The sequence below is a fragment of the Aeromonas sp. 96A genome (assembly GCF_051919165.1).
In the GTDB taxonomy this organism is placed as follows: domain Bacteria; phylum Pseudomonadota; class Gammaproteobacteria; order Enterobacterales; family Aeromonadaceae; genus Aeromonas; species Aeromonas veronii.
Window position 1 is genome coordinate 110,443 of sequence record NZ_JBQBFE010000001.1, and the last position, 13,397, is coordinate 123,839.

Below are 13,397 nucleotides of genomic sequence, written 5' to 3' on the forward strand. Positions count from 1 at the left end.
TTTTCGGCCCTGTTTGTTAACAATCCAGTTAACAAATGAGCGCGAGGTTGAGGGGTTAAGCAGAGCGCAAACACGCGCCATGCATGGCTTGTAACATATCGAGTTGTATCGGTGCTTCCCAGCGAAAAATGTTGCCTTGTTGCAAATTTGTGAATTGACAAGGGTGGGGGGATAATGGCAGGCAGCGTTTTCTATGAGTAAAGATGAGATCCTCCTTGTTGATCTGCGCCGGACAATGTGACGGGCGTAACACAATGGAAAGCAAACATGAGGCCAACAATGAAAAATGACCCTGAGACGTTGACGATCCGTCCCCCCGAGGCCGACGACGGGAGCGCCATCGCCCACCTGTTCACCCAATTGGGGTATCCTGCCGAAGGCGCTGACGTGACGGCGCGCCTGTTGGCGCCGGATCCCGCGAGCGTTGTGCTGCTCGCATCCCTGGCCGACAAGGTGGTTGGCGTGCTGGTGTGGCACAAGCTGGCACCGCTGCATGTTGCACCAGCTTGGGGCCTGATCTCGGCGCTGGTTGTCGATGAAGGGGCAAGAGGGGCGGGAGTGGGCGCAGCCTTGCTCAAAGGAGCAGAAGCGATGGCGCGGGCCGCAGGTTGCGCCCAGCTGGAGCTATCCAGCAGCCTCAAGCGCGAGGCGGCCCACCGTTTCTATCTGGCGCAGGATTATCAGGAGCGGCCGAAACGGTTCGTCAAACTGTTGTGACCTGTTGTTTGCATCAAAAGAAGGAGTAGGCGTGCTGGGATGGTTCAAATGGCTGGGTGGTCGCCCGCAAACGCCCATGAGTGAGGATGAGTTGGCGCTGTGGCGTCAGGCGCTGGCGGCAGTGCCCATCTTGCAAGGGCTCAGCGACACCGAGCAGACAACGCTTATCGGCTTGGGGCAACAGCTGCTCAAGCGCAAGACCCTGACCCTGATCGGGGTCGAGCTCAGCCCACGCCAACAGGCGGTGCTGGCGCTACAGGCGGCGTTGCCCATTCTTCATCTCGGTATCGACTGGTATCGCGGCTTTCACGAAATCATCATCATTCCCGAACCCGTCACCCGGCGTCAGGAGGTGCAGGATGAGTTCGGGCTGGTGAGCGAGTTTGAAGAGGAGAACGCTGGTGAATCCTGGCCGCAAGGGCCGCTGGTGCTGGCCTGGAGCGAACTGCAGCAGGATGGTGACTGGGACGGCTTTAATCTGGTGATCCACGAGCTGGCTCACAAGCTCGACATGCTGGGCGGTGAGGCGGACGGCGCGCCGCCGTTGCCGGGGCAGATGAGCAGCCTGCTGTGGCAACAGGCATTTCAGAGCGCCTTCGATACGCTGTGCCAGCAGCTTGATCGGGACGAAGTGACCGATATCGATCCCTATGCTGCCGAACATCCCGCGGAGTTTTTTGCCGTCAGCTGCGAGTGCTTCTTTACTGATCCGCTGCGGCTGCAGCAGGTCTATCCCGCGGTATACCGGCAACTGAGCCAGTTCTTTAGCCAGGATCCCGCGCAGCGTTTTCCCGCGACCCGCTTGCTGGCGGGGGAGGTGGACGCCGGGTCACTTAGCTGATAACCGATCGGTTGAATGGTTATTCGAGATAGCAAAAAGGCACCCGAGGGTGCCTTTTTCACAATCTGAGTGGCTTGCCTATCAGGCAGCGGCTTTCAGCTGTACGGCGGCGGCTTTCTTGTGATCGCCGATCGGCATCACGGTGCGGCCGAACTGCTCGTTGATCACGGTGGCCATGGCCAGGTAGATGGCGCTGGCGCCACAGATGATGCCTTCGAAACCGGCGATGGTGCCGATCAGGGTGCTGCCGGTGAAGTCACGGGCGGCCAGCAGGAAGAACAGCACGGTCAGGGAGGCGAACACGAACTGCTTGGCGCGCGGGTAGTTGATGGTGCCAACCAGCATGAACAGGGTGAACATGCCCCACATCAGCAGATACCAACCCATGTAGGCGTGCGGAGTGGCTTCGGCCAGACCCATGGTCGGCATGATCAGCAGGAACACCAGGCTCAGCCAGAACAGGCCGTAGGAGGTGAACGCGGTCACACCGAAGGTGTTGCCACGCTTGTACTCCATGATGCCAGCAATGATCTGGGCGATGCCGCCGTAGCACAGGCCCATGGCCAGGATCATGGCGCTGATGGGGAAGAAACCTGCGTTATGGATGTTCAGCAGGATGGTGGTCATACCGAAACCCATCAGACCCAGAGGGGCAGGGTTGGCCAATTTTTCGCTCACGTGGCGTTCTCCAAAAATAGAGGTGGGGGTTAACAAAAGACGCGCGATTTTAGGCAGGCTGTGGCGCGCCCGCAAGGGGGCAAGGGGGATAAATCGTAAAAAAACTACGTGATTATTTGCATCAGAGGCCAAATGCTCACCAAGACAGGCTGTTTGGTGAGCAAAAGGTGTCAAAATAGTTGAGGGGTTGTATTTTTCTTACGCTTTTGCGCAGTGCGGCGGCCTTACTGATCCAGTGTCAGGATCACTTTGGCTTCCTTGTCCTCTTCCTTGACCTGGCTGTCGAGCACGAACAGCCGCTCCGGGGCGATCCCCTGGCTGTCGACCAGAAACTCCTTGGTATTTTGCGCCCGGCGCATGGCGAGATTGCGCAGGGATTTGGCGGTGATGAGCTGCTGATCCCGCAGCAGGATCACCGCCTGGGCCCGCAGTGCTGCGCTCTCTTCATCCAGATGGAGGCGATCGGCCAGATCATCCAGATCTTCGCCAAAGCGCTCTTCATAGGCTTGGGCCAGCGCCTCTTGCAGGGCGGGGTCCTGTTCCAGCAGGTCGAGATCCGCCTGATTGCCGGTGAGCTTGGCCAGTACCCGCTCCAGTTTTTGCCGTTGCAGGATGGGGCGCTCCTCGTTGAAGTTGACCTTGCCGCGAATGTTCATGCTGAGCTTGGGTCTATCCTTGAGGGCCTGCGCCAGCTTGACCAGTTTCTCCTGCTGTGTGGGGGTGAGATCGGGATCCCCCAGCAGGAAGGGAAGTTCGTCGAGATCTTCGGTGCCATCGGCCAGCGAGGCGAGCAGGGAGAAGGGGGAGGTGATCGCCTTGCTCAGAGTGTTGCCCAGCACATCCCAGAAAATATTGCCGATGCTGAAGTCCGGTTGATCGAGATCGCCCTTCACCTTGAGGTTCATCTGTATCACCCCGTTGGCATCGCTTAGCAGGGCGATGGCCAGCCCCAGCGGCAGATCCTTGGCCTGATCGCTCTTGATCTTCTCGCCCAGTTGCAGCTTCTTGATGGTGATGTCGTTATCCCCCTCCAGCCGATTGCCCTCCAGCTTGTAGTGCAGTTTCATGGAGAGCTGCCCCTTGTCGATGGCATAACCGGCATAGGTGCCCGAGTAGGGGGTAAAGGTGGTGAGCTCCAGATTGTGGAAAGCGACCGCGATGTCGAGGATAGGGTTGGCGACCAGCAGGTTGGTACCGCCGCGAATGGTCACCGGCGCATAGCGATCCACCTTGCCGTTGAAGGCGAGATCGGAGCGTTGCCCCGGAATATTGCTGATATGGCGGCTCTGGCCGCCCAGCGAGGCGATATCGGCCACAAAATCCTGACTCAGACTGCGATCAGCAAAGCGCAGGTTGCCCTGCTCGGTGCGCAGCTGGTCGATGGTGAAACGAAAGTCGGGAGCCTTGCTGCCTGCCGTCGCGTGAGTACTTTTGGTTGCCGCCGGTTGCGGCAACAGCAGCTGTTGCAGGTTGGTGGTGCCATCTTCGTTGATCTCGATGCGGGCGAAGGGCTTGTTCAGAGCAATGTCCTTGATCCGCATCTGCTGGCTGATGCCGTCGTACGTCAGACCGGTGAGAGCCAGGGTGTTGAACTCCAGCAGCCGCTGATTGTCTGCCCGATCGACCACCTTGAGCCCGTTGATATCGAGCCCCCCCTGCAGGGTCAGTTTGCTGAGATCTCCCTGGGCGGTGGTGGCGAGATCAAGGCGGGTCTTGCTGCTCAGCAGCCCGTTTTGCACCTTAATGCGTACCAGATCGGCCAGATAGGGCTGTGCCAGCGTCAGGGGCAGCCCCTGCTGGTTGATGTCGCCGCTTAAGGTGAAAGGAGTCAGGGTCAGGTGGCCATCAAAGGCGAGGGGGCTGCTCTGGTTGAACTGGGTGGCCAGAGTCAGTTTGCTCGGTTGCTCCCCCTTGCTGCCCAGTGGCCCCAATGCCAGCTTGAGGCCGGAGAGCTGGCGTGCCTGCGGTTTGCCGCTGCTCGATTCGGTGAGAGTGAGATCGCCCTTGTCGATAAGGATCTGCTTGATCTGCCACTGCCAGGGTTTGTCTGCCCCGTGCTTCTTGCTGTTACCGGCTGTCTTTGCTTGTTGTGCCGACTTGGGCGCCGCATTGTTGGCCACCTCGTTTGCGGCGTGGGCCCCTTTGACGGGCTTGGCGGGAGCCTGTTCAATCAGCAAGTCAGCCAGATCAAGCTCCTGCTGTGGGTTGAGGGTGGCCTTGAGCAGGGGCTGTTGCAGGGTCACCTTGCCGATCTGGAGCGACTGTTTCTGGCCATCGACCGCCAGCTCGCTAAGGGCCAACTGGCCGAAGCGGGCAAATTCGTCGCCCTTGTGTTTTTTAAGCTGCCAGTTGTCCAGCGTCAGCTTGCCTTTGGACAATTGCCACAGTACCCCTTGCTTGCCCTCTTTAAGCTGGTACTCCAGCTCTGCATTGGCGTGGCCCTTGGCCAGATCCAGCTTGAGATAGGGTGCCCAGAGCGGGGCGAAGGGTTTCAGGTCGACCTGCTTGAGGCTCACCTTACCCTGACCCATGCCGCTCATCACATCGAGTTTGCCGTGGGCAGCGAGGCTGCTTTTGCCGTTGATGGCGGCGTTCAGCTGATAGGCGGTCGGGTGATTTGCCTCGGTGCGCAGGTTATCGAGCTTGAGGGTCACTTTTTCCAGATTGAGGGGCGGCAACCAGCCGGGTTCGCTCTCCTTGCGCTGATCCTGATAGCGCACATGCCCGTCAGTGACATTGACGCTGGCAATATCGACCAGCAGCGGGGCGCTGGCTGTTTCGGGCTCGGGGGAGGGCGCAGGGGTGAGCAGGGTGGCCAGCGCATCGGTCAGATTGAGTCGAACATCCCCTTTTTTGTCTGTCAGCCGTTGCAGCAGCACCATGGGTTTGGTCAGGGTGACGGCGGAAAGCACGACCCCTTTCTGCTGCCAGCTGGCTTGCAGGTCGGGGGTGATAAAGAGCTGCTCAAAACGGATGATGGGCTGCTGCTTGGCATCGAGCAGGGCAGTCGCGCCGAGGGTGAGAGAAGGGTTGCGCAGCCCTACGTCAATCTCTCCCAGCGTCAGTTGCAGGCCATAGTGCTCAGCCAGCCAGCCGGGCAGATAGCGCTGGACCAGACGGGGGGTTTGCCACAGCAGCAGGGTCATCAGGATAAGAAGCAGCAGGAAAGCGTAGGCAAGGTAGCGCAGCAAGCGGAGCTTGGGGGACGCGGGCTCGGTGGTATTCATTTGGTGCACTCCCATTTGGTTCCCGCCATGGTACAGAAAAGCTGGATAGTAATCATGGGGTTGCGTGCTGTTGTACGCCGTACTTTGTCCAAAGGCGATCCAGTTCACCCTTTTGTTGCAGCACTGCCAGCCACTGTTCCAGCTGGGCAGGGGTAATGGGGGCCTCAGGGTGAAGGATGGCGCGGTGTTGATACTGTTGATCCCATTTTTGCGAGATCAGCAGCTGGTCGGCTGTGTCGGGATTGGCCTGCAGATACTGGTTAAGGTACGAAACGTTGAGAATGGCTACCTCGCCGCGCCCTTTGAGTAGCGCTTGCAGGGCGCTGACGTTGTCTTTGACCAGGGTGATATTGAGCTTGCGCTGCAGGTAGAGAGGATCGGCATTGAACTGGCCGACGCCGTAGTGATAGCCGGTCACCCCGATGAGGTGATGGCTGGCAGGATCGTCAAAAAAGCGCTGATCCCGGCCCGCTTTGTTCAGGGCCACATAGACCTCGCCACCACCGAGGAAGGGGGTTGTCATCTTGAATTTATCGGTGTCCCAGCCCCACTTGGTGTCTTCAAACAGCATCAGCGAGAAACGGCCCAGATCGAGCGCCTTGTAACGGTTGGCGGCCGAGGTAGGGACAAAGACGAAGGTCACCTCTTTCTGTACGGCATTGAGCTGGTCGATAAGATCCAGCGTCAGTCCTTCATAGCGGGAATCGGGGAGTTTGACCACAAAGGGGGCATAGGGGTATCCACCAACCTTGATGAGGGGATGGCTCCAGCCAGAGAGGCTGAACAAGAGCAAAAACCAGCACCAATATCTCATGGGATCCCCAGGGCAATAGCTTGCTCCCAGATTCGGTTAATCTGCGCCGCTTTTCAAGCTGTTAAGGGAATTAACACAGCGCTGTTCGGCGGCTTCCAGCTCGGCCATCACCATCTGGATATCCTCCAGTTGCTGGCGCAGGGCGCCGCGTTTTGCCTCGATCAGCTGGATCATGGAGTGGAGCTGGGTTTTGCTCGATTTGTCGGTGTCGTACATATCGAACAGCTCGCGGATCTCGGCCAGGCTAAACCCCAGCCGTTTGCCGCGCAGGGTCAACTTGAGTCGGATCTTGTCCCGATGGCTGTAGATGCGGGTTTGCCCCTCCCGTAGCGGGGTGAGCAGCCCCTCATCCTCGTAGTAGCGGATGGTGCGCGGCGTGACATCGAACTCGTGGGCCAGCTCCGAAATGCTGTAGGTGATCTCCTTGCCGGGCAGGGAACGGGACATGGTCATGACTCCTGTTGCTGGGCGTGTGGCTGGCAGAGGCGGGCACGCAGCCGCTCGGCATTGGCGTGCAGGGCCTGACCGACCCGCGAGCCGTTGGGGCGAGCGAGCAGCTCGCTCACCCACTGGCCGGTGGCCGCCAGTTTGTCGAGATCCACCCCCGTCGTCATGCCAAGGCCGTGTAGCAGGTAGACCACCTCTTCTGACGCCACATTGCCGGAGGCGCCCGGCGCATAGGGGCAGCCGCCAAGTCCCGCCACCGAGCAGTCGATGGTGCGAATGCCGCGCTCCAGCGCGGGTAGCAGGTTGGCCAACCCCTGGCCGTAGGTGTCGTGAAAATGGACCGCGAGTCGCCCCGCCGGGATCTCGTGCAGCACCGCATCCAGCATGGGGGCCACCGTGCCCGGGGTGCCAACGCCTATGGTGTCCCCCAGCGAAATTTCGTGGCAACCGAGATCCAGCAGTTGCTCGGCCATGGCAGCGACCCGTTTCGGGCGGGTCGGGCCATCGAACGGACAGGCGATGACGGTGGAGAGGTAGCCACGCACCTTGATGCCGAGGCGGCGAGCCTCCTGCACCAGCGGGGCGAAGCGCACCAGCGACTCCTCCACGCTGATGCCGATATTGGCCCGGGTAAAACCGTCGGAGCAGGCGGTGAAGAGGCCAATCTCGTCGGCGCGGGCGGCAATGGCTGCCTGCAAGCCTTGCAGATTGGGCACCAGAGCGCCGTAACGGGTTGAGCCCTTGCGCGGCAGTGCCTGAAAAAGTGCGGCGGAGTCTGCCATCTGCGGCACTTTTTTGGGCGATACAAAGGCACCGACCTCGATGCGTTGCAGACCGCTGTCGGTAAGGCGCTGGATCAACTCCAGCCGTTGCACCAGGGAGAGGGGCGCGGCTTCATTTTGCAGACCATCGCGCGGCCCCATCTCCACCAGACTGACCCTGTCGTCACGGACGTCCTGTGATCGGTTCATGGGTGATCCTCCTGTGAAGCTATCTCTTCGGCAAAGCGCACCAGCACGGCCCCCTGGCTTACCTGTTCGCCCTGTTTGCACTGCAGGGCTTCAATTACCCCGTTCTGCTCTGCACGCAGTTGGTGTTCCATCTTCATCGCCTCCAGCACCAGCAGGGGTTGCCCCTTGTTGACCGCTTGTCCCTGTTCGACCAGCACGGCTACCACTATGCCGTGCATGGGGGCGATGGCGCCCTGCGCCTTCTCGCTTGCCTGATCATGGTGGTGGCTGTGCTGCCGATCATCGGCTGCGAAGCGGATGCGCTGGCCCGCCAGGGTCATGATGAAGGCTGCCTCCGGGCCTGCGACCGTCTGAATGGGGATCTGTTGCCAGCAGCCACCCTGCTGCAGCCGGATATGATCGTCACCTCTCTGGTAGCAATGAGTCTCCCCTTGCCACTCAAACTGGCTGCCATGATCGTGAAGGGTCAATACCCGGTGCTCATCACCGATGCGCACCGCCGCTGTCCAGCAGCGAACCGGCCCTAGCCGAAATCCGCAGGCTTGCTGCCAGGGGGAGGTGCCCGCAGGGCGGCTCGCCAGCCAGAGGGTTGCCAGCGGCCAGGCGAGCTCAGGAATGGGCTGTGCTGTGGTGGGAATGGGCCACTGGGTATGGTGGCCCATGGCCATGACGTCGGGCTCTTCACACAGGCGCAGCAGCAACGGGCCGTTGTGCACCAGCGGGCCGAGATCCAGTGCCGCCAGCGCATCTGCCAGTTTGGCGAACGCCTCGGTGCGGCTCTGGCCGTGGGCGATCAGCTTGGCGATCATGGGATCGTAATAGGGGCTCACCTCATCGCCAACGGTAACGCCGGTGTCGATGCGCACGTCATCCGGCCACTGCAGCCAGTGGATAGGCCCGCTGGCAGGCAGAAAACCGGCCGCCACATCCTCGGAGTAGAGGCGCGCTTCCACCGCATGGCCGCGCAGCACAACTTCCTCCTGAGTGAGTGGCAGCGGCTTGCCTTCGGCCACGGCCAGTTGCCAGGCCACCAGATCCTGCCCGGTCACCGCTTCGGTGACCGGATGCTCCACCTGCAGCCGGGTGTTCATCTCCATAAAGAAGAACTCATCCTTGCAGAGCAGGAACTCGATGGTGCCAGCCCCCTGATAATGGATGGCTTTGGCTGCGGCCACGGCTGCCTCCCCCATGGCGCGGCGCAGAGCCGGAGGGATATCGGGGGCGGGCGCCTCTTCGATCACTTTCTGATGGCGTCGCTGCAAGGAGCAGTCCCTGTCCCCCAGATAGATGGCGTTGCCGAGGCTATCGGCAAAGACCTGCACCTCCACGTGGCGAGCCCGGGGCAGATAGCGCTCCAGCAGCACAAGATCGTCACCAAAGGCAGCCTTGGCTTCCCGTTTGACTGCCGCCAGCGACTCGTCAAAGTCGGCCAGCTGATCGACCCGGCGCATCCCCTTGCCACCGCCGCCACTGGCCGCCTTGATAAGTAGCGGGAAGCCAATCTGGCTCGCCTGATCGCGCAAGAAGTCTGGTCGTTGATCCGTGCCGTGATAGCCGGGCAGCACAGGTACGCCGGCAGCCTGCATCAGCGCCTTGGCGCCCGATTTGTCGCCCATGGCGAGAATGGCGGCGCCGCTTGGGCCGACAAAGCGCAGGCCGCGCTGTTCGCAGGCGGTGGCAAAATCGCTGTTTTCCGACAGAAAGCCGTAACCGGGATGGATGGCATCGGCGCGCGCCTCTTTGGCAATCTTCAGCACCTTACCTGTGTCGAGATAGCTCTCTCTGGCCGGTGCGGGCCCCAGATGCCAGGCCTCATCGGCCAGGTGGGTGTGCATGGCGTGGGCGTCGGCATCGGAGTAGAGGGCGATGGTGTGAATGCCGAGGCGTTTCGCCGTCTTGATGATGCGCACGGCGATTTCGCCGCGATTGGCAATCAGCAGGCGTTTAATCTGAGTGTGATGGGTCATGTCTCATCCTTGAAACGGGGACGCCAGGCGGGAAGGCGTTTGTCAAAGAAGGCTTGCATCCCCTCCTGGGCTTCGAGCCCCACCCGAACCCGGGCGATGGTCTCGACGGTTTTTTCTTCGTGCAGGCGGGAAGGATGGGCTTCTATCGCCGCCAGCAGCCGTTTGGTCTCTTTCATTGCCTCTGGCCCGTTGCGGCACAGACGCAAGGCCTGTGCCCGTCCCTCCGCCAGCAGTTGATCCGGTTTGCAGAGTTGGTGTGCCACATTGAGCCGACAGGCGGTAATGGCATCGAACGGCTCGGCACTGAGCATGTAGCGGCGCGCCTGACGCATCCCCATAGTGCGCACCACGTAGGGGCTGATCACCGCAGGCACCAGACCCAGGCTCACCTCTGAGAGGCAGAAGCGGGCATCATCGCTGGCCAGCACCAGATCGCAGGCACAGATCAGCCCCAGCGCCCCGCCGTAGGCGGCCCCTTGCACCAGCGCCACCGTGGGGAAGGGGAGCTCATCGAGGGTCTGCATCAGCCGCGCCAGTACCCGGGCATCTTCGCGATTGTGCTCGAAATCGGCGTGGGCCAGATTGCGCATCCAGTTGAGATCGGCGCCCGCGCAAAAGTGTTTGCCCTCTGCCCGCAGCAGCAGAGCGTGGGGGCGTTCGGCAAGTGAGTGACCATGGAGATGGGCCAGGTCATCGAGGCAGTCGAGCAGCCCCAGCATCAGGTCGGCATCAAAGGCGTTGTGGTGGGCCGGGCGCGACAGCACCAGCTCGGCCAGCGGACCGTGCCGCTCCAGCCGAAACGGGTTCTGGGCTGACGAGCTGAGTGCAGGGGAAGTGAGTGGATCGGACATATGCTTGCTCCTTACATCCGGAAGATGCCGCACTGCTCGGGTTCAATGCGGGCACCCTGACAGGCGGCCAGTGCCAGCGCCAGCACGGTGCGGCTCTGGGCCGGGTCGATGACGCCATCATCCCAGAGGCGGGCGCTGGCGTAGTAGGGGTGACCCTGGCGCTCATACTGCTCGATCACCGGGGCGCGGATGGCGGCCGCCTCCTGCTCGCTCAAATCTTTGCCCTCGGCAGTCAGCTTGTCCCGACGCACCTGCACCAGCACTCCGGCAGCTTGTTCGCCACCCATGACAGAGATGCGGCTGTTGGGCCAGCTAAAGAGAAAATCGGGTTCATAGGCGCGGCCACACATGCCGTAGTTGCCAGCACCAAAGCTGCCGCCGACGATCAGGGTGATCTTGGGCACCCGGCTGCAGGCCACTGCGGTGACCAGCTTGGCGCCGTGCTTGGCGATCCCTTCGCGCTCTGCCGTGCTGCCCACCATAAAGCCAGTGATGTTCTGCAAAAAGAGCTGCGGGATGGCACGCCGGTTACAGAGCTGGATAAAGTGGGCCCCCTTCTGGGCACTGTCGCTGTGCAGCACGCCGTTGTTGGCGAGGATCCCCACTTCCATGCCGCAAATACGGGCAAAGCCGGTCACCAGTGTGGTGCCGAACAGCGCCTTGAATTCGTCAAAGTCAGAGCCATCCACCAGTCGGGCGATCAGTTCGCGGGCGTCGTAAGGGCGTTTGAGGCTGGTGCCCACCAGACCGTAGAGCTCCTCTATCGGGTAGCTTGGCTCATCGTAGGTCGATGCCAAACCCGAGAGCGGAACATGGTCACTGCCCAGATGGGTGAGCAGGGTTCGGGCGATGGCCAGCGCGTGGGCATCGTCACGGGCCATATGATCAGCCACCCCGGAGTGGGCGCAGTGCACCTCGGCGCCACCCAGGGCCTCGGCGCTGATCTCCTCGCCGGTGGCGGCCTTGACCAGCGGCGGGCCGGCCAGAAAGATGGTGGCCTGCTCCCTGACCATGATCGACTCGTCCGCCATGGCGGGCACATAGGCGCCGCCGGCGGTGCAGAGCCCCATTACCACCGCCAACTGGGGAATATTCTGGGCCGACATGCGGGCCTGGTTATAGAAGATGCGACCAAAGTGATCCCGGTCGGGGAACACCTCGTCCTGCATTGGCAGAAAGGCGCCGCCGGAATCCACCAGATAGAGGCAGGGGAGGCGCAGCCGCTCGGCGATGGCCTGGGCGCGCAGATGTTTTTTCACCGTGAGCGGGTAGTAGGTGCCGCCCTTCACGGTGGCGTCATTCACCACCAGCATGCACAGGCGCCCAGAGACCCGGCCGATGCCGGTGATGATGCCGGCGGCGGGCACCGGCTCATCATAGACCTGCCAGCCGGCCAGTGCCGACAGTTCGAGAAAGGGGGAGCCCGGGTCCAGCAGCTGATTGATGCGCTCGCGGGGCAGCAGCTTGCCACGGCCCTGATGGCGGGAGTTGTTGGCCGCGCCGCCCCCTTGTGCGATCTCGGCAATGCGGGCATGGAGATCATCGACCAGCCCCTGCATGGCGGCCCGATTGGCCGCATATTCCGGGCTCGCCGTGTCGAGGCGGGAGTGGATACGACTCATGCATTTTCTCCCATCAGCTCGCGGCCGATGAGCCAGCGGCGGATCTCCGAGGTGCCGGCGCCGATCTCGTAGAGTTTGGCGTCCCGCAGTAGGCGGCCAGTGGGGTATTCGTTGATGTAACCGTTGCCGCCGAGCAGCTGGATAGCGTCGAGGGCCATCTGGGTGGCGTTTTCGGCGGCAAACAGGATGGCTGCGGCGCAATCTTTACGGCTGGTGCGACCCTGATCGCAGGCGCTCGCCACCGAGTAGACCAGCGCCCGGCTGCTGGCGAGGCGAGTATACATGTCGGCGAGCTTGCCCTGCACCAGCTGGAACTCGCCGATGGCTTGACCAAACTGCTTGCGCTCACGCACATAGGGCAGCACCACATCCATGCAGGCCTGCATGATGCCAAGGGGGCCCGCAGCCAGCACCACCCGCTCGTAATCGAGCCCGCTCATCAGCACCTTGACCCCGCCGTGCAGGGTGCCCAGCAGGTTTTCCTGTGGCACTCGGCAGTTGTCGAACACCAGCTCGCAGGTGCTGGAGCCGCGCATCCCCAGCTTGTCGAGCTTCTGGGCGGTAGAAAAACCGGGAGTGCCGGCTTCAACGATAAAGGCAGAAATTCCTTTGGGGCCCGCACTGGTATCTGTCTTGGCATAGATGACGAAGGTGTCGGCATCCGGGCCGTTGGTGATCCACATCTTGTTGCCGTTCAGCACGAAGTGATCGCCCTCGCTCTCCGCGGTGAGGCGCATGCTGACCACATCGGACCCGGCGCCCGGTTCGCTCATGGCCAGCGCCCCCACATGCTCGCCGCTCACCAGCGGGGGCAGGTAGCGCGCTTTTTGCTCCGCCGTGCCGTGGCGGTGGATCTGATTGATGCAGAGATTGGAGTGGGCGCCGTAGGAGAGGCCGACCGAGGCGCTGGCGCGGCTTACCTGCTCCATCACCAGCACATGGGCCAGATAGCCGAGGTTCACCCCGTCATACTCCTCCGCCACCGTGATGCCGTGCAGCCCCAGTTCACCCATCCGGGGCCAGAGATCACGGGGAAAGGCGTTGCTCTGATCGATCTCGCTGGCGCGCGGGGCGATCACTTTCTGGCAGAAGGCCGCAACCTGTTCGGTCAGGGCATTCAGGGTCTCATCCATCTGCATCCATGCTCTCCTTGCGGATATGACAGTCGGGTAGGAAGGTTGGTTCGACCGGCTGACTCGGCGTTACGGCTGGCAGTGGTCGGTCCATTTTTGTACTTCACTTCTGCCACAAGTTTACGTTAG

Annotated in this window: 11 protein-coding genes; 2 read left to right on the plus strand and 9 right to left on the minus strand. The window is 61.6% G+C overall.

Going from position 1 to position 13,397, the window contains the following annotated elements; translation table 11 throughout:
* Positions 1 to 279 precede the first annotated feature (279 nt).
* On the plus strand, positions 280 to 717 hold the full coding sequence (locus tag ACTG2W_RS00520) for a GNAT family N-acetyltransferase (RefSeq protein WP_019445255.1): 438 nt from the start codon (positions 280 to 282) through the stop codon (positions 715 to 717).
* Between the two features lie 76 nt (positions 718 to 793).
* Positions 794 to 1,558 (plus strand): zinc-dependent peptidase, encoded by a 765-nt coding sequence (locus ACTG2W_RS00525; protein WP_307896860.1) that lies wholly within the window; start codon positions 794 to 796, stop codon positions 1,556 to 1,558.
* 81 nt (positions 1,559 to 1,639) lie between these two features.
* On the opposite strand, the gene ACTG2W_RS00530 is transcribed toward ACTG2W_RS00525, so the two are convergent.
* The 9 genes from ACTG2W_RS00530 to ACTG2W_RS00570 form a co-directional block, all read right to left on the minus strand.
* The gene (locus ACTG2W_RS00530; RefSeq protein ID WP_005336948.1) at positions 1,640 to 2,236 is read right to left on the minus strand and encodes an acetate uptake transporter; all 597 of its coding nucleotides are present in this window, start codon (positions 2,234 to 2,236) and stop codon (positions 1,640 to 1,642) included.
* A gap of 224 nt (positions 2,237 to 2,460) precedes the next feature.
* Positions 2,461 to 5,463, minus strand: coding sequence for a DUF748 domain-containing protein (locus tag ACTG2W_RS00535; protein ID WP_106843774.1), 3,003 nt, complete (start codon positions 5,461 to 5,463; stop codon positions 2,461 to 2,463).
* 52 nt (positions 5,464 to 5,515) lie between these two features.
* Positions 5,516 to 6,277, minus strand: coding sequence for a substrate-binding periplasmic protein (locus tag ACTG2W_RS00540; protein ID WP_106843775.1), 762 nt, complete (start codon positions 6,275 to 6,277; stop codon positions 5,516 to 5,518).
* 36 nt (positions 6,278 to 6,313) lie between these two features.
* Entirely contained in the window at positions 6,314 to 6,724 is a 411-nt protein-coding gene (locus ACTG2W_RS00545; RefSeq protein WP_088869132.1) for a MerR family transcriptional regulator, read from the minus strand.
* A 2-nt stretch (positions 6,725 to 6,726) separates the two neighbouring features.
* Positions 6,727 to 7,695 (minus strand): hydroxymethylglutaryl-CoA lyase, encoded by a 969-nt coding sequence (locus ACTG2W_RS00550; protein ID WP_440015965.1) that lies wholly within the window; start codon positions 7,693 to 7,695, stop codon positions 6,727 to 6,729.
* The gene (locus tag ACTG2W_RS00555) at positions 7,692 to 9,662 is read right to left on the minus strand and encodes an ATP-binding protein (RefSeq protein ID WP_440015966.1); all 1,971 of its coding nucleotides are present in this window, start codon (positions 9,660 to 9,662) and stop codon (positions 7,692 to 7,694) included. The genes ACTG2W_RS00550 and ACTG2W_RS00555 overlap by 4 nt, the downstream gene beginning before the upstream one ends.
* A complete protein-coding gene (locus ACTG2W_RS00560) occupies positions 9,659 to 10,513 on the minus strand; it encodes an enoyl-CoA hydratase-related protein (protein WP_335838007.1) in 855 nt (284 codons plus the stop codon). Before ACTG2W_RS00560 ends, ACTG2W_RS00555 begins: the two co-directional genes overlap by 4 nt.
* 11 nt (positions 10,514 to 10,524) lie before the next feature.
* Entirely contained in the window at positions 10,525 to 12,135 is a 1,611-nt protein-coding gene (locus tag ACTG2W_RS00565) for a carboxyl transferase domain-containing protein (protein WP_335838006.1), read from the minus strand.
* The gene (locus ACTG2W_RS00570; RefSeq protein ID WP_323891763.1) at positions 12,132 to 13,274 is read right to left on the minus strand and encodes an isovaleryl-CoA dehydrogenase; all 1,143 of its coding nucleotides are present in this window, start codon (positions 13,272 to 13,274) and stop codon (positions 12,132 to 12,134) included. Before ACTG2W_RS00570 ends, ACTG2W_RS00565 begins: the two co-directional genes overlap by 4 nt.
* Between the last annotated feature and the right edge of the window lie 123 nt (positions 13,275 to 13,397).

Excerpts from the sequence above, each read along its gene's own strand:
- ACTG2W_RS00555 (WP_440015966.1), bottom strand. The coding sequence starts at position 9,662 with ATGACCCATCACACTCAGATTAAACGCCTGCTGATTGCCAATCGCGGC.
- ACTG2W_RS00545 (WP_088869132.1), bottom strand. The coding sequence starts at position 6,724 with ATGTCCCGTTCCCTGCCCGGCAAGGAGATCACCTACAGCATTTCGGAG.
- ACTG2W_RS00570 (WP_323891763.1), bottom strand. The coding sequence starts at position 13,274 with ATGCAGATGGATGAGACCCTGAATGCCCTGACCGAACAGGTTGCGGCC.
- ACTG2W_RS00560 (WP_335838007.1), bottom strand. The coding sequence starts at position 10,513 with ATGTCCGATCCACTCACTTCCCCTGCACTCAGCTCGTCAGCCCAGAAC.
- ACTG2W_RS00535 (WP_106843774.1), bottom strand. The coding sequence starts at position 5,463 with ATGAATACCACCGAGCCCGCGTCCCCCAAGCTCCGCTTGCTGCGCTAC.
- ACTG2W_RS00565 (WP_335838006.1), bottom strand. The coding sequence starts at position 12,135 with ATGAGTCGTATCCACTCCCGCCTCGACACGGCGAGCCCGGAATATGCG.
- ACTG2W_RS00525 (WP_307896860.1), top strand. The coding sequence starts at position 794 with ATGAGTGAGGATGAGTTGGCGCTGTGGCGTCAGGCGCTGGCGGCAGTG.
- ACTG2W_RS00520 (WP_019445255.1), top strand. The coding sequence starts at position 280 with ATGAAAAATGACCCTGAGACGTTGACGATCCGTCCCCCCGAGGCCGAC.
- ACTG2W_RS00550 (WP_440015965.1), bottom strand. The coding sequence starts at position 7,695 with ATGAACCGATCACAGGACGTCCGTGACGACAGGGTCAGTCTGGTGGAG.
- ACTG2W_RS00540 (WP_106843775.1), bottom strand. The coding sequence starts at position 6,277 with ATGAGATATTGGTGCTGGTTTTTGCTCTTGTTCAGCCTCTCTGGCTGG.